Annotated in this window: 29 protein-coding genes; 25 read left to right on the top strand and 4 right to left on the bottom strand. The window is 47.0% G+C overall.

Features of this window, described 5'->3' with window-relative positions; translation table 11 throughout:
- Window position 1: 1 nt before the first annotated feature.
- The 9 genes from Q0R17_RS03475 to Q0R17_RS03435 all read left to right on the top strand — a co-directional run bounded on the left by Q0R17_RS03475 (window position 2) and on the right by Q0R17_RS03435 (window position 7,297).
- On the top strand, window positions 2-379 hold the full coding sequence (locus Q0R17_RS03475; RefSeq protein WP_293932141.1) for a head decoration protein: 378 nt from the start codon (window positions 2-4) through the stop codon (window positions 377-379).
- 11 nt (window positions 380-390) lie between these two features.
- The gene (locus Q0R17_RS03470) at window positions 391-1,401 is read left to right on the top strand and encodes a major capsid protein (RefSeq protein WP_293932140.1); all 1,011 of its coding nucleotides are present in this window, start codon (window positions 391-393) and stop codon (window positions 1,399-1,401) included.
- The gene (locus Q0R17_RS03465) at window positions 1,398-1,703 is read left to right on the top strand and encodes a hypothetical protein (protein ID WP_293932139.1); all 306 of its coding nucleotides are present in this window, start codon (window positions 1,398-1,400) and stop codon (window positions 1,701-1,703) included. The genes Q0R17_RS03470 and Q0R17_RS03465 overlap by 4 nt, the downstream gene beginning before the upstream one ends.
- Window positions 1,704-1,874: 171 nt before the next feature.
- Complete coding sequence (locus Q0R17_RS03460) at window positions 1,875-2,297, top strand: hypothetical protein (protein WP_293932138.1); 423 nt, start codon at window positions 1,875-1,877, stop codon at window positions 2,295-2,297.
- A 1-nt stretch (window position 2,298) separates the two neighbouring features.
- Window positions 2,299-2,481 carry a hypothetical protein gene (locus Q0R17_RS03455; RefSeq protein WP_293932137.1) on the top strand — a complete coding sequence of 61 codons (183 nt, stop codon included), beginning with the start codon at window positions 2,299-2,301 and terminating at the stop codon, window positions 2,479-2,481.
- Window positions 2,459-3,193, top strand: a complete 735-nt coding sequence (locus Q0R17_RS03450; protein WP_293932136.1) for a hypothetical protein — start codon at window positions 2,459-2,461, stop codon at window positions 3,191-3,193. Before Q0R17_RS03455 ends, Q0R17_RS03450 begins: the two co-directional genes overlap by 23 nt.
- A complete protein-coding gene (locus Q0R17_RS03445; RefSeq protein ID WP_293932135.1) occupies window positions 3,194-3,508 on the top strand; it encodes a hypothetical protein in 315 nt (104 codons plus the stop codon).
- A 109-nt stretch (window positions 3,509-3,617) separates the two neighbouring features.
- On the top strand, window positions 3,618-6,938 hold the full coding sequence (locus Q0R17_RS03440) for a phage tail tape measure protein (RefSeq protein WP_293932134.1): 3,321 nt from the start codon (window positions 3,618-3,620) through the stop codon (window positions 6,936-6,938).
- Window positions 6,935-7,297: a hypothetical protein gene (locus Q0R17_RS03435; RefSeq protein WP_293932133.1), complete on the top strand. Its 363-nt coding sequence runs from the start codon at window positions 6,935-6,937 to the stop codon at window positions 7,295-7,297. The genes Q0R17_RS03440 and Q0R17_RS03435 overlap by 4 nt, the downstream gene beginning before the upstream one ends.
- Window positions 7,298-7,300: 3 nt before the next feature.
- Here the strand turns inward: Q0R17_RS03435 and Q0R17_RS03430 are convergent, their stop codons facing one another.
- On the bottom strand, window positions 7,301-7,621 hold the full coding sequence (locus Q0R17_RS03430; RefSeq protein WP_293932132.1) for a type II toxin-antitoxin system YafQ family toxin: 321 nt from the start codon (window positions 7,619-7,621) through the stop codon (window positions 7,301-7,303).
- Window positions 7,593-7,874, bottom strand: coding sequence for a type II toxin-antitoxin system RelB/DinJ family antitoxin (locus Q0R17_RS03425; RefSeq protein ID WP_293932131.1), 282 nt, complete (start codon window positions 7,872-7,874; stop codon window positions 7,593-7,595). The genes Q0R17_RS03430 and Q0R17_RS03425 overlap by 29 nt, the downstream gene beginning before the upstream one ends.
- Before the next feature lie 94 nt (window positions 7,875-7,968).
- On the opposite strand from Q0R17_RS03425, the gene Q0R17_RS03420 reads away from it, so the two are divergent.
- From Q0R17_RS03420 to Q0R17_RS03365, 13 genes are read left to right on the top strand one after another with little or no spacing between them, the layout of a single operon-like run.
- Window positions 7,969-8,967 carry a hypothetical protein gene (locus tag Q0R17_RS03420; RefSeq protein WP_293932130.1) on the top strand — a complete coding sequence of 333 codons (999 nt, stop codon included), beginning with the start codon at window positions 7,969-7,971 and terminating at the stop codon, window positions 8,965-8,967.
- Window positions 8,964-10,010, top strand: a complete 1,047-nt coding sequence (locus Q0R17_RS03415) for a hypothetical protein (protein WP_293932129.1) — start codon at window positions 8,964-8,966, stop codon at window positions 10,008-10,010. The genes Q0R17_RS03420 and Q0R17_RS03415 overlap by 4 nt, the downstream gene beginning before the upstream one ends.
- The gene (locus Q0R17_RS03410) at window positions 10,007-10,678 is read left to right on the top strand and encodes a hypothetical protein (protein WP_293932128.1); all 672 of its coding nucleotides are present in this window, start codon (window positions 10,007-10,009) and stop codon (window positions 10,676-10,678) included. Before Q0R17_RS03415 ends, Q0R17_RS03410 begins: the two co-directional genes overlap by 4 nt.
- On the top strand, window positions 10,679-11,062 hold the full coding sequence (locus Q0R17_RS03405) for a hypothetical protein (protein WP_293932127.1): 384 nt from the start codon (window positions 10,679-10,681) through the stop codon (window positions 11,060-11,062).
- 10 nt (window positions 11,063-11,072) lie between these two features.
- Window positions 11,073-13,172 carry a hypothetical protein gene (locus Q0R17_RS03400; protein ID WP_293932126.1) on the top strand — a complete coding sequence of 700 codons (2,100 nt, stop codon included), beginning with the start codon at window positions 11,073-11,075 and terminating at the stop codon, window positions 13,170-13,172.
- Complete coding sequence (locus Q0R17_RS03395; RefSeq protein ID WP_293932125.1) at window positions 13,169-13,672, top strand: hypothetical protein; 504 nt, start codon at window positions 13,169-13,171, stop codon at window positions 13,670-13,672. Before Q0R17_RS03400 ends, Q0R17_RS03395 begins: the two co-directional genes overlap by 4 nt.
- Window positions 13,665-13,964: a hypothetical protein gene (locus Q0R17_RS03390; protein ID WP_293932124.1), complete on the top strand. Its 300-nt coding sequence runs from the start codon at window positions 13,665-13,667 to the stop codon at window positions 13,962-13,964. The genes Q0R17_RS03395 and Q0R17_RS03390 overlap by 8 nt, the downstream gene beginning before the upstream one ends.
- Window positions 13,964-14,185: a hypothetical protein gene (locus tag Q0R17_RS03385; RefSeq protein ID WP_293932123.1), complete on the top strand. Its 222-nt coding sequence runs from the start codon at window positions 13,964-13,966 to the stop codon at window positions 14,183-14,185. Before Q0R17_RS03390 ends, Q0R17_RS03385 begins: the two co-directional genes overlap by 1 nt.
- A 7-nt stretch (window positions 14,186-14,192) precedes the next feature.
- Window positions 14,193-14,855 carry a DUF6441 family protein gene (locus tag Q0R17_RS03380; RefSeq protein WP_293932122.1) on the top strand — a complete coding sequence of 221 codons (663 nt, stop codon included), beginning with the start codon at window positions 14,193-14,195 and terminating at the stop codon, window positions 14,853-14,855.
- A 58-nt stretch (window positions 14,856-14,913) separates the two neighbouring features.
- On the top strand, window positions 14,914-15,225 hold the full coding sequence (locus Q0R17_RS03375) for a DUF6127 family protein (protein WP_293932121.1): 312 nt from the start codon (window positions 14,914-14,916) through the stop codon (window positions 15,223-15,225).
- Between the two features lies 1 nt (window position 15,226).
- Window positions 15,227-15,703: a hypothetical protein gene (locus tag Q0R17_RS03370; RefSeq protein WP_293932120.1), complete on the top strand. Its 477-nt coding sequence runs from the start codon at window positions 15,227-15,229 to the stop codon at window positions 15,701-15,703.
- On the top strand, window positions 15,703-16,173 hold the full coding sequence (locus tag Q0R17_RS20040; RefSeq protein ID WP_374759851.1) for an HNH endonuclease signature motif containing protein: 471 nt from the start codon (window positions 15,703-15,705) through the stop codon (window positions 16,171-16,173). The genes Q0R17_RS03370 and Q0R17_RS20040 overlap by 1 nt, the downstream gene beginning before the upstream one ends.
- Window positions 16,158-16,625 (top strand): lysozyme, encoded by a 468-nt coding sequence (locus tag Q0R17_RS03365; protein ID WP_293932119.1) that lies wholly within the window; start codon window positions 16,158-16,160, stop codon window positions 16,623-16,625. The genes Q0R17_RS20040 and Q0R17_RS03365 overlap by 16 nt, the downstream gene beginning before the upstream one ends.
- A gap of 113 nt (window positions 16,626-16,738) precedes the next feature.
- On the opposite strand, the gene Q0R17_RS03360 is transcribed toward Q0R17_RS03365, so the two are convergent.
- Entirely contained in the window at window positions 16,739-18,886 is a 2,148-nt protein-coding gene (locus tag Q0R17_RS03360) for a peptidase domain-containing ABC transporter (protein ID WP_293932118.1), read from the bottom strand.
- 1 nt (window position 18,887) lies between these two features.
- A complete protein-coding gene (locus tag Q0R17_RS03355; protein WP_293932117.1) occupies window positions 18,888-20,165 on the bottom strand; it encodes an HlyD family secretion protein in 1,278 nt (425 codons plus the stop codon).
- Window positions 20,166-20,905: 740 nt separating this feature from the next.
- Between Q0R17_RS03355 and Q0R17_RS03350 the strand changes: the two genes are divergently transcribed.
- The 3 genes from Q0R17_RS03350 (at window position 20,906) to Q0R17_RS03340 (ending at window position 24,133) form a co-directional block, all read left to right on the top strand.
- Entirely contained in the window at window positions 20,906-21,952 is a 1,047-nt protein-coding gene (locus Q0R17_RS03350) for a hypothetical protein (protein WP_293932116.1), read from the top strand.
- Between the two features lie 140 nt (window positions 21,953-22,092).
- Complete coding sequence (locus Q0R17_RS03345; protein WP_293932115.1) at window positions 22,093-22,974, top strand: hypothetical protein; 882 nt, start codon at window positions 22,093-22,095, stop codon at window positions 22,972-22,974.
- A gap of 43 nt (window positions 22,975-23,017) precedes the next feature.
- Complete coding sequence (locus Q0R17_RS03340) at window positions 23,018-24,133, top strand: cytochrome P450 (protein ID WP_293932113.1); 1,116 nt, start codon at window positions 23,018-23,020, stop codon at window positions 24,131-24,133.
- The last annotated feature ends 159 nt before the right edge of the window (window positions 24,134-24,292 follow it).

Below are 24,292 nucleotides of genomic sequence, written 5' to 3'. Positions count from 1 at the left end.
CATGTCCGCCATTATTGAATCCCTCAATCTGGGCGATTGGCTTAAGTACGAAGCGCCCAGTCTTTATTCCCGCGAAGTCGCGACGGTAGCAGCCGCACAGAATTTACCTGCTGCCACGGTCGTGGCACGACTCACAGCCTCTGCTCAACTGGTGGCCCTGAATCCAACGGCCAACAATGGGGCAGAAATCGCTGTCGGGCTGCTTGCTCACGCGGTCAATGCCACATTGGCGCTGGAAGACGATGCGCTGCTGATTGCGCGGCACGCCATTGTGGCCAGCACCGTCATCGTCTGGCCCGCCACGATTACGGCTCCGCAAAAAGCCATCGCCATTGCTCAGCTTGAACAGCGCGGTATTTTGATTCGCGCTGCAGCCTAGGAGGAACCGTCATGAATAATCCCTTTAATAATCCGGGCTTTTCGATGGCCGCGCTGACCACGGCCATCAATCTGATTCCCAATCGCTATGGTCGTTTGGAAGCTTTAAACCTGTTCCCAGCCAAGCCCGTGCGCACTCGGCAAATTATTATTGAATCACGTAATGGTGTTTTAAACCTGCTCCCCACCCTTCCGCCAGGTTCTCCGGGCACCGTTGGCTCGCGGGGCAAGCGGGCATTGCGCTCTTTTATTATTCCGCATATTCCCCACGACGATGTGGTGCTTCCCGAGGAAATACAGGGTATTCGTGCTTTTGGTTCAGAAACCGAAATGGAATCGATCGCCAGTGTGGCGGCGCAACATTTAGAGACCATGCGGAATAAGCACGCGATTACGCTGGAACATCTACGGATGGGCGCGCTCAAGGGAGAGATTCTGGATGCCGACGGCAGTACGATTTACAACCTGTTTGACGAATTTGATTTAAGCGCTCAAGTCGTGAATTTTGTGATCGCTAATCCAGCCAGTGCGACCGATGTCAAAGCCAAATGCCTCGAGGTGGTGGGCATGGTCGAAGAGGCCTTGCTCGGTGAATTTATGAGCGAGATGCATTGCCTGTGTTCTCCCGAGTTTTTTGCAGCATTCACCAGCCATAAGGACGTTAAAACCGCCTTTACCAACTGGCAACAGGGGGCGATTTTAATTAACGATATGCGCCGGGGCTTTACCTTTGCGGGTGTCACTTTTGAGGAATACCGAGGCAAGGCCAGCGATGCCATAGGTAATGTGCGGCGCTTTATTGCCGCTGGGGAAGCGCACGCTTTTCCGCTGGGCACGATTGATACCTTTAGCACCTACTTTTCTCCGGCTGATTTTAATGAAACGGTGAACACACTGGGGCTACCACTGTATGCCAAACAGGAACCTCGCAAGTTTGATCGAGGCACCGATCTGCATACCCAATCCAACCCACTACCGATGTGCCACCGTCCCGGCGTGCTGATCAAGCTGACCATGTCATGAGCGGCATGATTGAAACGCTGTATCAGGCAGCGCAACGTGCGGGTCTGCTTAAAATAGCGGTTTGGACTTCATCGTCAGGGGCTTCAGGCGGCAGCGCTTGGGTGGATTTTAGAGCGCCTGATGGTGAGATTTTGAACCACTTCCAGCTCAATACCGACTATCAAATCCATTGTCCCTTGTCTGCCATGCCGGGCATTAGCGCGACGGATCAGTTGCAGATCGACGGCATTGATTATCGCATGCAAGCCGTGCGGGCGATTCGTGATGGAAGCGAGTTGGAAATCAGATTATGCAAACCTTAAGCGTATGGCTCGAAATAAGGCCCCAAATGGCGCATTCAATAAAAGCGTCATCCACTAGTGTTTTTGTCGGAGATCCAGCAGCGCTACTGAATTCCCGATTAAAGCATTCGGGAATGATGGCTAGCACATTTATGAATATGAATATGAAGCAAGTCATAAGCGGTATTTCAAATGCCATCGATCCGTGAGCGCATTCTCAATACGCTGCAGGCCAGACTGGATGCCGCACTCACCGTCCCTGTGTATCGCGCTCCCATTTTAGCCGCCAGACGAGAAAACATGCCGTTGCTGATTTTAGAGCCACAGGCCGAGTCTGTAGAAAGCATTGCAGGCGAATTATCAGAGCGGCAATTAAGCGTGGTTTTGCATGTTTTAACGCGGGGAGATCTCGCCCATCAGCAGGCCGATGAATTACAAGTCAGCGCCAATCAAGCCATGCTCGCGCTGAGCCACTCCTCTGAACCGGCCTTTTTAATTCATGAAGTGGATTGTGATTGGGATTTTGAAGACGCCGATTCGATCGCCGAGCATCTGGTGACGCGCTATCAGATCCGCTATTTGTGCAATAGGCAGGATCTTTCACAAGGGAATTAACATGATCGCTGTGATCTTAACATCGCCGCATATCCATGAAGGCCAGCTGTATCCAGCGGGCAGCACACTGGATTTACCCGATGCACTGGCGAACTGGCTCATTAGCCAAGGCATCGCCGATCTACTTAAGTTTAAAAAAACCCTGAATGACAAGGAGCAAGATGATGGCCTTCCAAAAACGTAGTTTTGTGGGTAAGGGCAAGGTTTACCTCGGTCGCTTTCAGCAAAATAATCTGCAGCGGATCGGTAACACCTCCAAATTATCGCTCACCATCGACGATGAATCGAAAGAGCTCGCCGATTATGAAAACCCCGGTGGCGGTATTGCCGATGCCATTACCCGCATCAAAGAGGTGAAGGTCGCGTTGACGCTGCACAATCTCAATGCAGCCAATTTAGCCATCGCGTTGTTTGGCAATGCCAGCAGTATCGCCAGCGGCACCATCACCGCTGAAAGCCACACTGCTTATAAAGGCGCCTTGATCCGGCTAGATAAAATCGGCGCTAGCGCAGTGGTCGTCAGCAATAGCGGCGCAACCATCACCTATGTGGCCGGTAGCGATTATCAAGTCAGCGGTGCAGGGATTTTAATTCCCGATGGCAGCAGCATCGCCGACGCCAGCACGATCAAAGTGAGCTACGCCTTTGGCCTGCAAAATATAGTCGAGGCCATTACCGCGACCGGTGAAGAATACACACTGGCCTTCGATGGACTGAACGAAGCCGATTCAGCCAAGCCCTGTGCCGTGGATTTATGGCGGGTGCGTTTTTCACCCTTGAAATCACTGGATCTGATTGACGATGATTTTTCTAAAATAGAGCTTGAAGGCAAGCTATTAAAAGACGAATCGCGCCCCATGGGCACATCGTCCTATTTCCGTTATGGATTTATTTAAATGCGGGCCGTTAAAACGCTCACGGTCGGCGATATCTCGTTTGAAGTACGCGAACTGACCGTGGCGGATATTCGTTTGTGGCTGCAAGAGCTGATCAACAGCGCCGAGCCCGATTTAGTCGCCGAAGCCCTATTCAATGATATCTCGCTGGCTGACATCCCCCGATTATCCAGCCTAACGATGGCTCAAGTCGAAACCATGACGCCCTCTGAACTACGTCAAGTGATTGATGCCGCCAAGGGCATAAATGCAGATTTTTTTACGCTGCGGAACAAGCTGATTCAGGCGGCCCGTGTCCTGCCCGCCGCAGCCTAAAAACCTTGCTCCACGCCGCCTGCACCTTGGTTCGATTAGGGCATAGCCAAGTATGGATCTATCCCTATTCCGTGTTTATTGCAGCGCTAGATGAATTAGGGCTGAACCAATGAGTAACGATGTTTCCCTCGCGATCAAGATTGGTTTTGACGGCTCTGCCGTGCAAAAGGGCATGTCACGTCTGTCGGAGCAGTACCGAGCATCGTTACAAGAAATGCAGGCGACCTCAGGCAAACTCGATGCCTTTGGGCCCATGAAACGGCAAACCGATGAGGCACGTAAAGCATGGCAGGCGGCGCAGGCCGATGTCGCTCGATTAGCACGGGAAATCAGCGATGCCGATGCGCCCTCTAAAGGCTTAACCACACAGTTTGCCGCCGCAAAAAAGGAAGCTCAGGGCAGCAAGCAGGCGTTTAAAGAGCAGCAATTGGCGCTCGAAGTATTACGTCGTGAATTACAAACAGCGGGCGTGGCTGCCGGCAATGCCAGTGCAGGCCAAGCCAAGTTGCGAACCAGTATCAGCGCCACGAATCAAGTTTTATCTCGACTTAAAACCGCCGATTCGGCACGTGAAATACTGGGCATTCGAGGCAACGATGAGATTAACGCCGAGATCAATCAAGCCAAAGCAGCTTATAACGCACTTAAAGAAACGGGGCTGGCTTCTACCTCGGAGTTAGCGCGGGCCGGTCTGGCCTTGACCCAGCAAGTTGGTGAATTAAAGGGCGAACTCTCTGGCATGCCGACGGTACTGGATCAAATCAAGGAAGGAGCTGCGGGCCTGATTGCGGCAGCAGCGGGGATTGGTCTGACGATACATCAAGCGATCTTGTTTGAATCGGCGATGAGCGATGTTAAAAAGGTCGTCGATTTTGATAGCCCCAAAGGATTTATCCAGCTGAGCCGTGAGCTTAAAGATCTATCGCGTGAGATGCCGATTACCGCCGAAGGCTTGGCCAGAATCGCCGAGGCAGGCGGCCAGATGGGGACGGCCAGCGAAGATATCAAAGGCTTTGTCACCGTGACGGCCAAGATGGCTTCGGCCTTTAAAATGCTACCCGAAGAAGCAGGCAAGGCCGTGGGTGAGCTGATGAATCAGTTTGCGCTGTCGATTCCACAAGTGGTCAAACTCGGCGATACGCTCAATCAGCTGGGCAATAAAACCAATGCCACAGAAAAAGATATCATCGCCGTCTTAACCCGCACCGGCGGCATGGCGAGACAATTTGGACTCACTGCCGAGCAAGTCGCCGCCTTAGCCACCACCATGCTCAGCCTAGGTAAGACCCCTGAAATCGCCGCCACCGGCATCAATGCGCTACTGCTCAAATTACAAACGGGTAAAACACAGAGCAAAGAGTTTCAAGATGCCCTTGCGAATATTGGCCTATCGAGTCGGCAATTAGCCACCGATATTGCCGCCAATCCGCAGGTGGCTTTGCAAAAGTTTCTCGCCACTATTGCGCTATTAGATAAGCAAACGGCGGCTGAAACACTGGCACAGCTGTTTGGTGCGGAATACTCCGATGATCTGGCCACCTTGGTGGGTGGGCTCGAGCTCTATCAAAAAGCACTGACCATCAGTGAAGATAAAACCGCCAGCGCGGGTTCGATGAATCGTGAGTTTGCCGAGCGCATTAAAACCACCGAAGCCCAATTGCAACTGGCTAAAAATGCCATCACCGAAGCGGCCATTGCACTGGGCACGGTGTTTTTACCTGCGGTCGTGCTCGCCGCCAAGAGCGTGGCCTCCATGGTGCAATCCATCGCCACCTTAATTGAAAACTACCCACTGCTGTCTGCGGCGGCAGCCGTCGCGCTGTCGGTACTGGCGGGCTATGCTGCTTTACGCGCCATTTACGCGGGAGTGGTGATCGCCATTACCTCGATGTCCGCATCCTTAGCCACACTAGGCGGAGCCAGTACGGCGGCGGGTACAGGCATGGCGACCTTCGCCGCCAGCATGGCCGCCGTCGCCCCGCAAGTCATTGCACTCACGGCCCTGTTTGCTGCCAGCTATTGGGCCGGTGGCAAGATCGCCGAAATGATTGTTAAAGAAAGCGCGGCACTACGTGATGAGCGAGCCGAGATCGCTCAGTCGCTGCAAATCTATAAAGAATTTAATACCCTTAAAACCAAGCTCGCTGATGCAAGTGCACCGGCAGGTGCGGTCGATCAAGTGCAACAAGCCAAACAAGCGGCCCTAGCCGACCGAGACAGCTATCAGCAAAATCTGGCAGCCGCACAAGAGTATGTAAATGGCGCAATCGCCCTTATTCAGAAGCTAGCCAATGAGCGACAACGCTTATCTCAATTGCTTAAAAACCTCGATCAAGCCGTCGCCGCAGAAGAAAAAAAACTGGCCGAGGAAACGCTACGCAGCCAAATCAGCGCCATGGAGCAAGTTGCCCAGCAACGTAAAACAAGGTTAGACGCGGCACTGAATGAAGAGCGGCAATATATCGAACGGGTCAAAGAATTACACAGCAAGCTAGCCGACGCTAAAAGTGCCAACGAAGACCGGCTGAGAGAAATCAAACGCCGAGGCATGAGCGAGGAACAGCAACAGAGCGATATTCTGGCACAAGCCAAGGACAAGCAAAATAAAGCGGCGGATCTGAATGCACGGGCACAGACTGCCGCCAATCAAGGCCGCAATAAAGAAGCTGAACAACTCGCCCAGCTCGCTCAAAAAGAAGCCGAAGGTGCCGCTTCCCTTGGAGAACGGCTAAAAGACAATAAACAGGCCTACGAGCTGGTCGCAAAAAGTGGCGAGCTGATTGAGCAAGGCATCAAGGCAGAAATCGCCGCCAATAATGTGGCTGCACAAATAGCCCGTTATAAAGCCGCCAATGAATACGCGGCTTATCAACGCGTGCTGGGACTGATTAATGATTTAACGACGCAATTAACGGCCCTGACCGCCGAAGACAAACATATCGCCATCAAAGCTGAAATCGACGATGCCATGAAAGCCATTGCCCAGCTTCAGGCCGAAATCAATGGCTTAAAAGATAAAACCGTCACGGTGACGCTGGCACAGCGCAACACCCATCAAGCCAGCTCTCCCACAGGCTTGCAAGGAGGCGGAGCGCTGGCAGGTTACGGCGGAGGCGATCGCATCCCTGCCCTGCTCGAGGCCGGTGAGTTTGTGCTACGTAAAGAAGCGGTCCGCAAATATGGCAGTGGCCTGATCTGGCGTTTAAATCAAATGAATTTTGATAGCGGCAAACTGCCTCGATTCGCCCTTGGCGGCTTGGTAGGTGGCGGCTTAACACCAGCACTCGCCAGTGCTCCAGCGTCTGCAAACGACAGCATCACCGTTAATTTGAACCTCGGCGGTAAAACCTTTGTGATGCAGTCCGAGCGCCAACAAGCCCGCCAGTTGGTCGAGACTTTAAGATTTATGGATCGAGGTCGGGTGGCATGAAGCAGTTAGGGGAAGTCATTTTACCCAGCCAGCTTGAATGCCCAGCCTTCAGCGAGAGCTTTGGTGTGGCCCAAAGCCATAAACTGACTTTAGGCGGAGAACTGGTGGTTTACAGCCACACCCTGCACAACCGAAACCTCAGCCTGATCGCAAGAGAAGGCGTGGCTTGGTTCACGCAAGCTCAAACCGACGCGCTGCTGGCAATGAGCCAGAGCGCCGATGCCCTGCTGACGCTGCAATGGGAGGGGCCATCTTTTACAGTGCGCTTCAATCACGCAGAGCTACCTGCACTGCGCTTTAGCCCAGTTTGGCCATCGGCCAATCGCTATTTTGGCGAGATTCGGCTGGTGACGGTGTAAGCATTATTCGTTAAATAGATCGGCGTGTGACCCTGTACGTACAAAGTTGATGGCATGGCCTTCCAACTGATAGATCAACAGAAAATCACCGCCAATATGACACTCACGGCAATCGGCCCAATCACCCTTTAGCGGATGATCAAGCCACTCTGGCCCCAGTGGTGCTTCATTGGCAATCAGCAACAGCATGGCTTCTTTAAGCCGAGTCAGATCGTAGCGACCTGAGCGTGATAAACGTTCCCAATCTTTAAGAAAGGACTTGGCGTAATCCGAAGCCCTTGGTAAGGCTGCACGTTTACTTGCTGCTGTTCTTTTCAAGGTCATTAAATAATTCTTCAGCAGTGGCAAAGCGGCTACGGCGAGCGGCCATCATGGCACGAGATTCATTCATCGCAGCCTGTGTTTCAGCATTTGGAACCTTCAGCTCTAGCGGAAAAGCCTGATCCACGACCACGCGGTGCAAAAACAAACGCACCGCATCAGACATCGACAAACCCAGCGCAGCCAGCGTTTGAGTCGCTTGTGCTTTGGTCGCGTCATCAATTCGGACGTGAAGCATTGAAGTATGTGCAGTCATGATATTGACCTCCTTTATTTTGTTCATTATGTATCTCATATGCGATACGGTCAAGCCACGCCATTTTTCCCGCTCTATTCTCTGGAGTAGCAACATGCCCATCCTCGCCAGCGAAATCAAATGGATGAAATCGCTTACCGTCAGCGATGACAGCAGCAATGGCGGCCGCCTGAGTAAGAATGAAATTCCCGATGGCGTTAAAAATAATATTTTTCCAGATGTGCCGCAGGCGGAGCGCACGACAGGGTCGACGCGCTATCGCAAGGTATTTATCAAGTTTGCCAACCCTGACAATTTGCTCGCCATTGCCCCGAAGCTGTTTGTTGAAACCAATACGGCGGCACAGGATATGGTGGCGATTTTTCCGGGGAGCTTAACCGATACCCAAGCCACCCTGACGGGTAGCGAGCGGCTCTATGGCGCGGCACGTTTGCAAACGGCCATCAATGCGGGGAGCAGCGTGCTGGAGGTCAATACCGAAGGTGCGAGCTTTAATCTATTTAGAAACGGAGATTTAATTCGTATTTCTAATAAGGCGACGGTGGATGATATTGCTGGCTTTGAGGAGTTTGCCACGCTGGCAGCCGCGCCCAGTTATAGCGGTGATTTAGCCCAACTCACACTGACCTCAGCGCTGGCGAATTCTTTTCCAGCGACGAACACCAAGGTGGCCAGCTGTTATCAGCCCGGCGATCTAAAGGCGAGTACGACCACGCCGGTGTTAACTTCGGTGGCGGGCACTTTTAATAGTGCTCTGTATCCCATCATCGTCGATCATATCGGCGGCATCACCCAAAACTGGCTGCTGACTTTTACCTCGGCCAGCTCGTTTAATGTAACGGGGGACACCTTGGGTAGCATCGGAGGCGGTTCGATCAGCGTGAACTTTACGCCGCTCAATAGCGACTTTGCCCGCCCCTTTTTTACGCTGGATTTTCATGCTTTTGGTGGCACTTTTGTCAGCGGCAATACCCTGAGTTTTACCACGCAACCGGCAGCCATTGCGCTTTGGTATAAGCGAGTCGTGCCTGCGGGAGCGGCGTCTTACTCAGGAAATCAGGTGATTATTGGCGTGGATTGTGAATCCGCATGAGCACAATGACCAGCCAAGTTTCGGTCGCTTTTGAAGCCATCGATGGTTTAGACACGCTGCAGCTAGAAATCGACGAGCGCGATGGCACGCTTAATAGCCCTGTACAAGTCAATTACACCCAGCCGCCCTCGCTATTTGAGCAGGCAAAATGGGCGAGTTTTGGCTCGATCAAAGGCAGGCCAGAGCCTTGGACTGCACTCCTTGCCATTACAGTCGTCGGCCAAGCGCACCTGCGTTTGTATTGTCGGCCCAGCAGCCAATTTAAGCTGTATATGTCAGAACCTGCACCGTTTATTCCTGCAGTACCGGATCTGCTCGTGCCAATGGTGGGCATCCCATCAAGCTTGTTCTCCGTAGCGGTGCCACCCTATGTGGTCAGAATTCCAGGTAAGGCAGCCAGCAATAAGCCGCCCATTGAAAGCTTGGGTGCACGGGAATCCAGCGAGTTTGAAGTATTGACGTTTAACTTTCAGCGCCAAGCACAGCTGAAACGCCCCTTTGTCTCGGCAGTTGAGATTTTATACAGCTCTATTTTTATTAATCGTGCAGGTGAAACCGTTCCAGCTCCGCTGCCAAATACGGATCTGCTGACGAGCTTTGAGGCGACAGAAGAGGTGGCAGGCTCTTTAGTGATTCGCTACAACAGCCATTACCAATTGCTGCGCTGTCATTACGGCCTGCCCAGTGGCGATCTATTAGACAAATTGCGCTGGGCTTGGTTAGGGGGCGATGTCAATTCTGTTGGCATGCCCCCCCTGCTGGTCTTTGCCATGTCGGCCAATAGCGCGGCACAAATTAGCGTCGTGCGTAGTGTCTGGCCCTCGGGATTTTTACTGGCCAATACCGCAGATGCGCTGCGCAAAGAAGTAGAAAATCCAGAGGGCAGCAGAGCGCTGGCAGAAACAGGCCGCATCAGCAGCACCGAAAAAATCAGCTCTCCCCTCGATCCAGACAACTATATCGAGGTGGAACGTGCCCGTGAGATCACGTTACAAGACGGCCAAGGCAAAATCTGGATGCTGAAATTGGCAGGCAAGCTATGAGCACTTACCTTGATCCATTTAGCCATATCAGCAGCTTTAACTTTGGCTGCAAGCAGATTGCCTCGTTTCAGATTCATGGCCCCAACTCCATGGCTGTCGTGAACAGTGGCTTCGGTTGCCTAGGCGATAGCCATGCTTTTATCACGGGCATCCAGCTTGGGAACTTTGGTTTTATACAAACCTTGCCACAGCACACAAGAGACTATTTCACACTGAACAATCTCGATACATCATGGGACGAGCCTTCCAATTGGCTCGGTATCAACTGTGCAAAACAAGGCGATGGCACTTGGGGAGAGGTCATTAACAAAAGACAGGGCTATCAACTGAGTCATCGTTATGAAGCCATCGAGCGAGCCATACGCTGTACGGTAACGTATATCAACCACAGCCCCATTCCACAAAGCCCTGCGTATGATCGTTATATTAATCCCCTTTGGGCAGGCCCAGCACCGGGGAACTGGAACGATTTATCGACCTACTTGCCGCACCTTTTGCATATACAAATCGAATCAGGAAACGCCAGTGCGTTCAATTATCCTGTTCCAGCAAACCCAAGCCAACACGCTTATGACTTTGAATTAAATATCGGTTTGACTGCCGAGTTTAATCAGGTTGCGCCGGGCGAATCCGCTAGCTTCGTCTTTAGATATTTTAAGGAGAACTAAATGACGATCCGATTTAATACTGCAACTCGTGATCTGATTACCAATGCCATCACCGCCACGATGGGTTCTGCCACCCTTAAAATTTATACCGGCACGCAACCAGCGACAGCAGCAACGGCGGCCACCGGCACTTTGCTGGTCGATATTGTGCTGGCAGGATTTAATGCCAGCACCACCGGTGTCGCCACTTTAGTTACCTCGCCGCCCGTGCAAGGGATCGCGGTTGCCACAGGCACCGCAGGCTGGGCAAGGCTCACCGATTTGACGAATAATATTGATGGCTCGGTAGGCACTAGCGCGACGGACTTTATTATTAATACGGTGAGTATTGTGAGTGGTGGTATGGTCACACTAACTAACTGCACCATCACGCAGCCCGCCTGAGTAACGTGTCATGGCTTGGAGCATCAGCAAGCAGCTCATCACTGGCCAGCTCGCTTTTAATAATGTATCGGGGACGATGGCTGTTCCAAAGCAGCTCATCAGCGGCGGATTACAGCTTGCGGTCCCATTACAAATCAGCGCCAGCATCGCGGTTCCCAAGCAAGTCATCAGTGGCAATCTAGACCATCCACCACAAATAACGGCGACCATTGCGGTGCCCATGCAGTCTATCTCCGCTGGATTGCATTATGTGTTTATCGCCAAGAAACACAACAAATCGATCTGGTTTTTTACCAGCACGAGCAAGCGCCGCCTGCGCTCACCAATGGATGTGGGGACGTTTACCAAGGCAAGGATAGACAGCCGCTGGTGGCAAACTCAATCTACTCGCCGAGTATTTAAATCGGCCTACCATGTGGGCCTGTTTACTCAGGCCCGCTTTAATAGCAAATATTCGCTCCGCTTGGCTGCAAGCCACATAGCCCGCTGGCGCATGCCTATCAGCCAGCAGCACGAGGCTATATATAGTAGTAGACATGGAATAAGCCATCGCAGCCCTTACGCCTATGCTCAGCCCTTGTGTGCCACGTTGGCCAGCCCTTATCAGTTACAGGCCTATGCAAAAACCAGCGCCAAGCATGGCAGTTTATGGGCACTTAAAATCGCGCAGCAATTAACGAGTCCGCTGACCGAAGCCAGCCAGATTCAAGCCCAACACGCTGCGCCATTTACTTTTTATGCACTGGCCCATGGTGCAATCGTCAGCCCCTATCAACTCAGACTAGGCAATCAGGCCCGTGCCCAGCAGGGATTCAATTATTCACTACGCCTTGCCGCACAAGGCTCAAGCTGCTGGCAGCCGATGTTGCATACCGTCGCAGCGATCACGGCAGGCTATCAATTACGCCCCCTGCTCCACAGCAGATTAGCCAGCTGTTTCAATTTGACGGCTCGCTGCCACACCAGCCACAGCAGCCGCAGTGATTTAGCGCTGCGTAATCGTGCTCGGCAACAACAGCGGCTGTTATATGAAGATCAACACGGGCAATTTCAGCAGTTCGATAGTGCAGCAAGCTTACTGCACGCGGGGCAAAGTATCGCCGTGTTATCGGCCAGTATCAGCATGGATGAACACTCTCCGTTTTGGATTGCCCGTATCGAAATCGCCGACCTTGTTGCCATGCAGCGTATGCGTTTAGGGGATGTGCTCTCGCTACGTTTAACGGCAGACAGTGTGTTTGCTTTGCGCTTGGATAGCCGCTCGCTCACCCGCCCATCCCCCGCAGAGATTCACATCTCCCTGACGGCGATTTCACCGCTGGCATGGTTAGCACCACCGCATGGCAGGCCCGTTTCGCGAGTATGGGATCAGCCGGTGTGGGCCAGTGCAGCGGTCGCCGAGCTACTGCCGGGCTTTGCCATTGACTGGCAATTAGAGGATTGGCTGATTCAGGCTGGGCGACTGGCTGCCGTTGAGGCTAATCCCATCACGATTGCCAGCAATATCGTCAATGCCGCTGGTGGACTGCTGGAGTCTTTACCCGATGGCAATGTGCAGGTACGGCATCTGTTTCCAGTCCCCATTCTGCTATATGGACTCGCCACGGTGAGCACGACCTTAAGCGAAGATCGGGAATTATTTGAAGTCACCGAGAGCGATGAAATCCGTGCAGGCAGCAATTTAATTCATATCAGCGACGGGCAAAGCAGCAATGCAGGACAAGATCAAGTCGAGTTTATCGTCGACCCACAGCACAGACTCGCCGGTCTGGTGCGGGTTGTTCCCAAGCCATGGCGGGAAATCTCACTGGCGCATAGCGGCGATGCAGGGGTGAGCATCCAGTCCTTGGGCATCGTCCGTCGTGAAGAAAGGGAATTAATCGAGTTCAAAGCAGGCCGTGCGCAGAGCAAGTACCCGATTGAGCAACTGCTCGATAGCCAATGGCAGTACGCCGATTTGGGGCCAATCGCGGTGGGCGAGCAAGGTTTACAAGTGAGCCACCTGCAAGGCTATAGCCTCGCCCACATCCATTATCAAACCCGTGCGTTTGAATATCGTGTTGAGCATATTCGTTCAGAGCGCATTCAATTTTTGGTCATCGAGCCATGAGCCAAATCACCAGCAGCATTACCGTTCAGTTTGATAGCAGCCAACAAGGCTTTTTAAGCGCCGAAATCGACAGCCGCCCCGATGGGCTCAATAGAGGTCGCAGCCAGTTTAAACCCGGCGATGTGGTGTGGTTACTGGTTTACGCCAGCCCCATGGTGACCTATGGCGTGCCGATTTTATCGGAAGGAAGCATCTTGCGCGGCACCGATCAAATCATCCCACAGAGCGACATTATCAACCTGCAAAATACGGCTGAGAGCAAGCTAAGTAAACCTGCCAGCAGCGCACTTATCGTTCAGTGGTATGGCAACAATCTCGGGGCGATGACGCTGGGGGATGACAAGATGAGCATCAGCACCGAGCGAGCCGGTGTCGCCGTGGCCAAGGTCAAATACAGCGCCAAAGCCCAATCTTGGGGCATTCAATCGCCACCCAGCTCCGGAGGAGAAAAGAACTTCTCTATTGGCGTGCTGATTATCGGCAATGTAAAAGATGATTGAAGCAACGGTACAAAGGGGCGCTGGGGATATAGCGGGCAAAGAAATCATCGATCCGCTCATTGGCAGCGTACAAGCCGCCATCAGCCGAGGTCGCGCTGAAATCGATGCCAGTTGCTCGGTGCGCAAACTCAGGCTGACTACTACCTATCAAGCCAGCGTCCGCATCGGCCAGCTCCTTGATGTAAAAGACAGCCTGCGTGGCCACATTGCACGTGGCAAAGTGGTCGGCATTGAGCATATTGCCAGCGAAGGCATGCTACTTAGTCACTTGGATTTGGAGATCCCCGCCTAATGGAAACGATGCATCAGCTACGTGATTTACTTGGTGGAGACTCAAGCCAAAGCGGCATCGTGATGCGCATCGATGGTGATCATATCGAAGTCGCTAGCACGGCTGGGCTCAGAATCGTCAGCAGCAGAATCGCCGTCAAGATTGGTGATCAGGTCAGCATTCAGCAAAACGTGATTACCCACGTCGCAGCCAAGCCTAGCGCAGAAACGTGGTACGTCTGAGCTCATCATGACCTTTAAAATCGAGTTAGATAATTCAGAAATCCAACGCCAGCTCAAGCAGTTCGGCGACAAAGCCAAACAAGAGATTTACGCTGCAGCGGCCCAAGGATTTAAAACCGGCGGCAAGGCCATCTTGGCAACGGTACAAACCCATGTCACCAGCCGATTGAAAATCAAATCCGCCTCTTTTGCTAAAAGCTTTAAAGCGCGGGTGTACGCCAAGCATAAAAACAGCCCACCGCTGCTGATCATCAGCTCGCGTATTCCATGGCTAGGCATCCATGAATATGGCGGAACCATCACCGGCAAGATGCTCATCCCCTTTGGCATCGCTGCCTTTAAACAAGCGGGTTTACGCATGGGTGGTAAAAAATTTAAACAAATCGTCGCAGAGCTGATGCGCTCAGGCAATGCCTTCTTTAATCAAACCCAAGATGGCCGAGTGTTTTTATTCTCTGAAAACATCAAAGATAACGACCGGCAACTGACCCGCTTCAAGCGTGCCCATCGCAATGCCCATGGCCTTAAAACTGTCAAACGCGGGGTCGACATCCCCATCGCCGAACTGCTCACTCGGGTGCAAATGAAACGTCGGCTGAATATTCACCAACTGGTGCAAAGCAAGCTACCGCTATTAGCCAGCGTAGTCAGGGATGCAATGCAACGCTGATCCCACACCCCAACCATTCCACCGCCCGCAAGGCGGTTTTTTTACGTCGGAGGCCAAGATGGCTATTCATGATTCGGACCCAATCAACCGAGATCCCCTAGAAAGAGACGGCGTGGTGATGATGCCACGCGGTGAGTTTAAGCAATTTCTAGAACACGCCGCCGAAATGGGCGCAAAACGCGCACTGGCCAATGTGGGGCTCGATGGTGAAACAGCGGCAGAAGATATTCGCGAATTACGCAGCCTGCTAGACGCTTTTACAGAAGCCAAACGCACTGCTTGGAAGACCGTGATTCATATGATCACTACTGGCTTTTTACTCTCCTTGGTCGCCGGTGCAGCGATCAAACTCAAAGTATTCGGAGGCTAATATGTTAGAAACATTACTCGGCGGCCTACTCGGTGGCGCATTTCGCTTAGCCCCCGAAGCACTCAAATGGCTGGATCGCAAAGGCGAGCGCAGCCACGAGCTGGCCATGCAAGACAAAGCCCTAGAATTTGAAAAGCTGCGTGGTGCATCCAAGATGGATGAAATCGGTGCTAGTGGCGACGCAGCATGGAACAGCGGCGCACTCGAAGCCTTACAAACCGCCATCCGCGCCCAAGGAGAAAAAAGCGGCGTGCCATGGGCCGATGCCCTGTCGTCCAGCGTGCGACCCGTGATTACTTATTGGTTTATGGCCTTATACTGCGCGGCAAAAATAGCGACGTTCACATTAGCCATAAATGCTGGCACCGGCTGGAGCGTGGCAATACTGCACGTATGGGCAGAAGCGGATCAGGCACTATGGGCCGGTGTGCTTAACTTCTGGTTTCTATCAAGAACTCTTGAAAAGATGGGCCGATAATGGCACGCACAGGAAGACCAGCAACACCCATCCGCTATCGTTTTCTTGCGCGGATCGACTTTGACATTACACCTGGTTGCTGGGAGTGGACGGGAGCAAAAACATTTGGGTATGGGCTGATTGGGAGTAGAGATGGTGTACTACTTCGTGCTCATCGTGTCGCCTACGAACTGGCCTATGGTCCAATTCCAACAGGTTTATTCGTGTGCCACCATTGCGATAATCCAGGTTGTGTTCGGCCCAGTCATCTATTTCTTGGCACCCCTGCGGATAATATGGCCGACAAAGTCATAAAGGGAAGATTGGTGCACATGTATGGCGAACGCAATGGCCGTGCCAAGCTGAGTGCCGCAGATGTCATATTAATTCGCGCCAGCGACGACAGCTACCCATGCATCGCACGACGATTTGGCGTAACGCCTTCGGCAGTGGGATTGATCAAACGGAGAAAACTATGGAAACACTTATGATCCCCCAAGCCGCGATTGCCCTATGCAAGCAATTTGAAGGCTTCCACCGCGTGAAGAGAAATGATCCGCTTCGCCTCGCCCATCCCTATATCTGTCCTGCAGGGTTTACAACGATTGGCTACGGTCATCTCTGTAAACCCAATCACCCGCCCATCACCGCAGCAGAGGCCGAAATCTACCTAGCACAAGATCTGCAAACCGCCCTCAATGCCACCCTAAAATACTGCCCCATCCTCGCCAGCGAACCCGAAAACCGCCTCGCCGCCATCGTCGACTTCACATTTAATCTTGGTGCTGGCAGGCTGCAAAACTCAACCTTGCGCCGCAGAATTAATCAGCGGGATTGGCGGGCTTCAGAGAATGAGTTACGGAAGTGGGTTTATGGTGGAGGAAAAAAACTACCGGGGCTGGTGATGAGAAGGGAGGTGGAAGTTCGGTTACTGCAGGCTTAAAAATGCAGCTCAAAATAACTTCCCAAGTTAATGGGCCTTGTTAGCTTAGGAAGCTCTATTGCCTAACCCAACACCAATAATTTATATGCAAGGAAGTTATTTCGAGTCAAATACTAAGAGGCCATGACAGGAGCCAAGTTTATACAGCTTGAAGCCATTGTATCTTGTGTAATCTGCCCCGTTTCCAAATATATCACCCGCTCAGCACTGGCAATGGTTTCTGGTCGGTGTGCTACTAACACCCTCGTCATTACAATGTCTTGAATCGCTTTATTAACCAGCCCTTCATTTTTCACATCAAGATGGCTAGTCGCCTCATCCAATACCAACAATTTTGGTGATTTATATAAAGCCCGTGCTAATAAAATACGCTGTTTTTGCCCACCAGAAATACCAGAACCGATATTGCCCACCAAAGTATGATAAGCCATCGGCATCTGCATAATTTCGCCATGAATCGCGGACAGCTTAGCCGAATATTCAACTTGCTCTTGCTTTAAAACTGGATCAAAGAATGAAATATTGTCTGCAATCGAGCCTGAGAATAAATAATCATCTTGCATCACCACACCGAGGGTTTTTCTAAAATTAGATAGTCCAATTTTTTTTAACTCCATCCCATTAATGAGAATATCACCTTCCGTTGGCTCTACCACACCAAGTAGCAGTTTTAATAAAGTGGTTTTGCCACAGCCAGAAGCACCTGTAATCGCAATACATTGCCCAGCAGGAATGGTTAAATTAATATTCTTTAAAATATATGGCTCATTATCAGCATAACGAAAAGAAACATTGTTAAACTCAATCTTAGCAATAATTTGTTCAGGGTCAACTTCACATAACTGCATATGTGGTTCCGGCTCCGTGAGCAAAATATCTGCCAACCTTTCGCCATGCACACGTAACATTTTTAACTCGAATAACTTATCAATCAATGCAGCAATACGCTGACTAAATTGGTCTTTATAGCTGATGTAGGCGAACAGCATCCCAATGGATAGATAATTATCTAACACTAAAAAGGACGCTACCCAAATCACCACAATGCGCTCAATCCCAAAAAGCAATGTATTAGCAGATTGAAATGAAATAGACAATCGTGCTATTTTGATATCTGCATTAAATTGCTCTGCCAGTAAATTCATCCAGCCTATACGGCGCTCTTCTTGACGGTCAAACAATCTGATACTTTGCGCACTACGTGCAGACTCTAAAAAATGCGTATGTTGTTTAGCTGCGTGAATAATTTGCTCTGTTGTTGCATTTTGAATAGCACTGAAGATGGCCCAACGTAATAAAACATAAATCAATACAGCCAACAGGGTAATGGCCGTTAGTTTAACGCTATAGCACAGCATAAGTATCAAAGTGGCACTAACTAATACACCATCCAACACACCTTCTATTAATTGAGTGGTTAAGTTGCGCTGAATTGTATGGATAGATCCAAAACGAGAAACAATATCGCCTAAATGACGTTTTTCAAACCATGCCAAGGGTAAGCGCATTAAGTGAGAAAAAGCATTTCCTTGCCATTGAAAATTAATATTCGTCGCCATCACATTGGTCACCCATGAGCGCAAGGTACCAATAGCCGTTTGCAAAACGATCAACAACAAAAAACCAATACCCAAAACACTAATCAAGTGTCGATCCGCCGATACTAATGCCTCGTCCACAATCCATTGTAAGTAAAAAGGTGCTAGCAGAGTACAGATTTGTAAAGCCAGCCCCAACAATACTAACTGAATAAAACTACGCCGAATGCCATCAATTCGCCCCATTAAGGATTGAAAACTAAATTTAACCCGCTCCTCTTTTATTTTAAACTGGCTACTTGGCGTAATTTCTAACACCACGCCAGTAAAATGCTTGGCAACCTCGGCATGGCCTAATTTTCTGATCCCGACGGCGGGATCATGAATAATCAATGTCGATGAATTAATTTGCTTTAAAACCACAAAATGATTCATATTCCAATGCAAAATACATGGTAATTTTACTTTGGATAGCTGTGTCAAATCCACTTTAAGCGGTCTGGCTTGCAATCCCAGCACTTGTGACATAGGAATTAAATGTCGTAGGCTAGCCCCCTTTAGAGAAACAGAGAAATGACGCCGCATGCTAGGCATATCAATTTTATAGCCCCAATAATGGGCAATCATAGCCAAACAAGCGGAACCACATTCAGCCGATTCAGTCTGTAAAATGCTAGGTAAATATTTTTTTTGCCAGAACTTTAAAAAAGGAAGTATGTTCATTTTACGACGCAGTTTGAGTATTGAATAAAGGCGCTAATATCCACTGATACAACTTTCTACTTTCTAATTGCAAGCTGGCATCTACCACCATGCCTGTTTTAAGCGCAAATTTTTCTTGCTTACTGGCAACAACCTGACTTGGCAATGCCACTTTAATGCGATACAAAGGCTCTACTTGGGAGGAGGTTAGTCCATATAAAGCCAGCTCTTCCAAACGCAATGGGGTATTAGATATTTCTTTAACTTTGCCATGAAACTGCCCATATTTTTGATAAGGATAGGCTTGATAGCGTAGCAAAACATCCATACCCGGTTTAGCAAAACCAATCGCCCTAGATGGCACAAAAAACACACCTTCTAACGGTGAGTTGAGTGGGGAGATATTAGCAAGCACTTGATCAGCAATAATTTTCTCTCCCTGTTCAGTACTGATTGCGCTAACGACCCCTGCTTTAGTAGCACGAATTACTGTTTTTCTATTAGCTTCATTTTCTGTAATTTCTTGATCTAAGCTAGAGATGTTGTTTTCTTTCGCGGATCGATCTTGCTGCATTTGAATCTGGATATCACGCAAATCAGCACTATTTTTTTGAATTTCCTGCACAATAATCATGCGATTTTTTTGCAAATCAGCCAAACGCAACTGTTGATCAATTTGATCTGCAAGTTTATCTTGCAACCCTGCCGTAGAAATAAAACTAGCCACTTGCAATTTATGGTAGCGATTAACTACTTCATCAGCGATAGCAAGTCGGCGCTGCTGTAAATTCATTTGAAAATCAATTTGTAACACTTCTTTCTTTAATTCATCATTTTTTTGCTGCACAGTAAGTAAATGCTGCTGCAATTGTTGCTGCGCTAAGACTTGAGTTGCAAGCAGATTGTTACGCCGCGATTGCAATAAATCCGCTACGCCTTGTTTTACCTGATGGTCTTTGCCGCTAGAGTAATCACGTGACAAGACAAATAACACATCCCCTGCCGCAACCATCTGCCCTTCCATCACCCGCCGCTCTAACACAACCCCCTCCTGCCCAGAAAACACCCTCAGCAAACCTTTTTCTGGCAACACAACCCCCGCTAGCTGAATACTTTTTGTATGCTCAAAGCAAGTAGAAAAGATGATCGCTGTAGCAATGATAAAAATAAACAACCCTGTCAAAACATCATAACTAACAGGATGCGCTAGCAAAATAGAGCCACATAGGTTTTTTTCATTCCTACGAAATAAACTAGAAAATGGCGATGACGTAGTAGTAATATCAGCTTTATTAGACATTTAAATATTTTCACGCCTCAGAATAAAAAAAGTACCTCCACCTACATTTTCAAGAAAATAAGCCATAAGTCTACAGATAACTTTCTGCTCCAAATAAAACAGCAACATACGTACTCATACTATTTAAAGTATTGATAACTACCATACATAGAATTGGTAACATATCAATGCTATTAAATAATAATCAAACAGTGCCATTTTGTACACTATTTTCAACTATAAATATCAATATAAAAAACATATACACATGTTATTGACACTGTAAAAAACACAATGTTAGGATACGAACCGACTAATCAATAATGATTGGTAAATCCAACAATGAGGTCATATATATCATGGAACTAGATCTTAATAGGAATGAAAAAACCGCAGCTGTATTTTCCTCAGAAGATAGTCAAGATTTTCGTGAGTTGTCGATCGAGGAGTTAAGCTTAATCTACGGAGCTGGTCGTTCAAGCCCACACTTCAATGCTGAAATGCAATAAGCAATATATTCACTAACCAAAAAGCCTTACTAATATAGTGAAAATGAGAGGCGGGTATACTTACCTGCCTCTCATCAGAATAAATTTTCTTATTAAATCAGTTAGTTAGTTAGAAAATTATCTACATCGCATGACTCTTACTAAGCTAAGACTTTTGTATTTGATATTTTAACTCAAAGGAAAAGTATTTTTTAATCATAGATAAGATAGATAAATTTACAAACAATAAAAAACGTTCACTTGGCATAAAAAATGTCTAACAATCTTAAAAATTACCCTATCTTATGGTCGGCAATCCCTCCTGATTTTTGTGACGAAAGAGGTACACCTTTACTAGAAGGAAGCACAAAAAAATTTACTAATTACATAGATTCAATCAACTTCTCATCATGCCCTTATAAAGATGGTCGTTCTGCGTCTGCAAAACCTATGAACATAGGAGCATTAAAAACAATTTTAAAAGGTGACACTCAATGGAAAGCGGCTACAGTTGCATATAAAAAATCAACTGAAGTTGCTGATTTTTCAACATTAGAGAATTTTTTTCGATTAGCCAAGTCCTGTGTCTTTATGCCCTACACTTTAGATGTGGAGTATAAAGGACAACTTCCTGTTCACGTAGCTCAAGTTTTTAAGTTTTTCCGAGGAATTGCAGTTTATGCTGAGCATAAATTGGCTTTTGGCGAGCTTACCATACAGCATCATTTTACAATGGCCAGCTATTCAGCCCATCACGGCCTACTAATTGGGGAGGTAGAAACTTGCCCTGCCCCAGAAAAATTAATAATTTCAATTGAATCTGAAATTATTAATTTTTTAATAACTCCAAACAATGAAATAAACAATCATGACAGTTATTTTTCATCAAGCACAATGCAACGGGCACTCATAGTAAGCGGACTTTATACAATATTTAATTTAATTATTGCAAGCTATATAGCTACAAATTGTAGTATTTCCCAAAGTGAATACCTATTAAAAAAACCAAATTTTCCCATCCCATATTATAAACATGCATTACATGCAGTAAAAATGGGAACAGAAAAAAAACTATTATTACACATTAATAAATTATTTACAGCATATAGAGGATGCCACTCTCTCCATAATCAAGCATTAATGTATTTAGAACAATGCTTAGCTGAGCTTGATAGAGAAAAAAAATTTAAGACTAAAACAGACTGCTACGAATTAGTAAGCTTAATAAATATTGAACTAATAAATCAGCTAAATATTAAGAAAAAACAGAATGACTCACTCAATCTACACACAGTTTTAGATACAATACTAAGAATATAAATATAAATATATTATTATTATTTTATAAAATAAAATAAAATTATATCATAATACAACCATAAAAAGCCAACTAACAGGAAGCCAAAAATACAAATCTTCTTGTTATATTTATACGCACGAAAATTAAAAGAGAATCAACAATGTCTACACCAATAAATGGAAAAAAAATACAACAAGAATTTATTAGTAAATTGCAAAAATACGCACATTTATTCTTTGATACTTATGTATTTATTTTTGTTCCAAGACCTGGAGAAAAAGGAGCATCAGAGGCATATATTTCAGCAAAAGAAAAACAAAAAGCATTTCAATTAATAGGTTTTAAATGTTTAATTTTTGTTCCAAACTCATCAGAAATGCTTGAGTTTAATTATAAAAAAAACAATAGAATATTTTTCATCATGCAACGCCCACTAAACACTCACTCAACAATATTGCCTGATGTTATAAAATGGGTAAATTTAGACACACTTGATTCAGCAGAAAAAAAAATAAGTGCGGTAAGCGAAACGGCTCATAAGATTATAAAACCATTTTTAGAAAAAAATACAAAGAATCCCCCACTCCTCCACAAAATTGGTTTAGTTGGTAGTAATGGTTTTTTTGGTGCTGAGATTAGTACTCTACTTAATAAATATCCTGTTGAAATTTTAAATTTAGATATAGGTTCAAACTTATTTCAGTTATCAGATGTAGATATTGTAATATCTGCAGTAGGGAAAAAAAATTTAATCCTTCCAAAACATTTATATACACATAAAAAATTATTAATTGATGTCGGTTTTCAATATGATGAATCTGTTAATCAAGGTTTTGGTGATTTTAGTCAATCATGCTATGAATATTCAACATTCCACACACCAGTCCCTGGTGGGATAGGACCTTTGCAAGTATTAACCCTTTTAGAAAGAGCTGCATTAACATTTGAGATTAAAACCTACAAACCATGGAGTGCATTAAAAGCAGATGTTAGCAAAAATAAAAATTTAAATACCAATTCAGAAAAAACAATGATTATCTGATAAAATTAAATGCCATTTCAACAGTTCACAAAGAGCAACTAAAATGAAAAGTGTAGACGTATTTATTAAAGGGAATGAATTTAAAAAAAATCCATTATCATCTTTAAATGAAATTGACAAAAAAACATGTGGTTTTCTTCATTTTTCCATAGATGATACAAGCTGTGTTTATATAAATGACCCAACTCTTATCAGCCAAGTTCTAGCTTCACAATGGCCTAATTTTCGTAAAGAATTTGGATATAAAAAATCACGTGATTTAATTCATAAAGAGCTTTTCTCACCCGAGATAACATGGCCCACTTCACAAGAATTTATTAATATATCAAGCAACCTTGACTTGATTATTAATAAATTTATTACTGAAAATGACACTGAGACCATTGACTTATATGAGTGGTGCAAAGCACTTACAATGGAGTTATTTATGCAAACTCTTCTTAAAGGATCAGTCCGTCCAGAGGTTTCTAGATCTCAGCTAGAATATCAAACAATTAAAGCAATTGATATTCTTGGAAATGTAATTTTACGTTTTCCTGATAACATTGACATAATAGATGAATTAGAGCTAGATAAACATAGTGAACTTTTAAGCTATTCTCAACTATTTATTCAGAATGAATTTTGTATTCATGCAACCCCAGCAAGAGCCATGACAACTATCCTTGCAGGTTATGAACAAATGGCAAGCATAATGTTTTGGCTAATAGTACATTATTCAAAAACACCATACAAAGACTTCAATAATATTAGTAATCGGTATTATTTAAATGAAGTGATACGGTTACACTCCCCTATTTGGGCAATTATGCGCCGCTCCAAAGGAGATCTGACGATCAATGAGATGGAGCTTACAAAAGATTCTGTAGTAATAACAAGCCCATGGCTCATGGCAAACAATGCTGTTTATTTCAAAGAGCCAAATAAATTTATGCCTGAAAGATGGGGGCAATCCATTGAAACATATGCCTTTTTCCCTTTTAGCCATGGACCCAGAGTATGTAAAGGAGAACGCTTTGTTCGAACCGCAATGTACGCCTTATTAAATAAACTAAAGGAAATGAAAAATATAGAATGTACAAACTTAGAGGATCTTTGTTCACATACGATAAATGTAAGTGCAATACCAGCTAAAAAGGTATCTTTTATTTTTAACTAGGTTGAGGCTCTTGCAAAAGTATTTTTTTTGCCAGTTGCAACACAATATAGTGTGCTTTATTTTGTAAAATTAACTACATGTAGATCTGGCGCTTAAATTTTATACAGTTTTGCAAGAGGCTCGGTTAATAAATACCAACCTAGCGTATTGTAAAGACGT

Source organism: Iodobacter sp. (genome assembly GCF_025352645.1).
Lineage (GTDB): Bacteria > Pseudomonadota > Gammaproteobacteria > Burkholderiales > Chitinibacteraceae > Iodobacter.
This window is presented reverse-complemented; position numbering and strand designations above follow the sequence as displayed.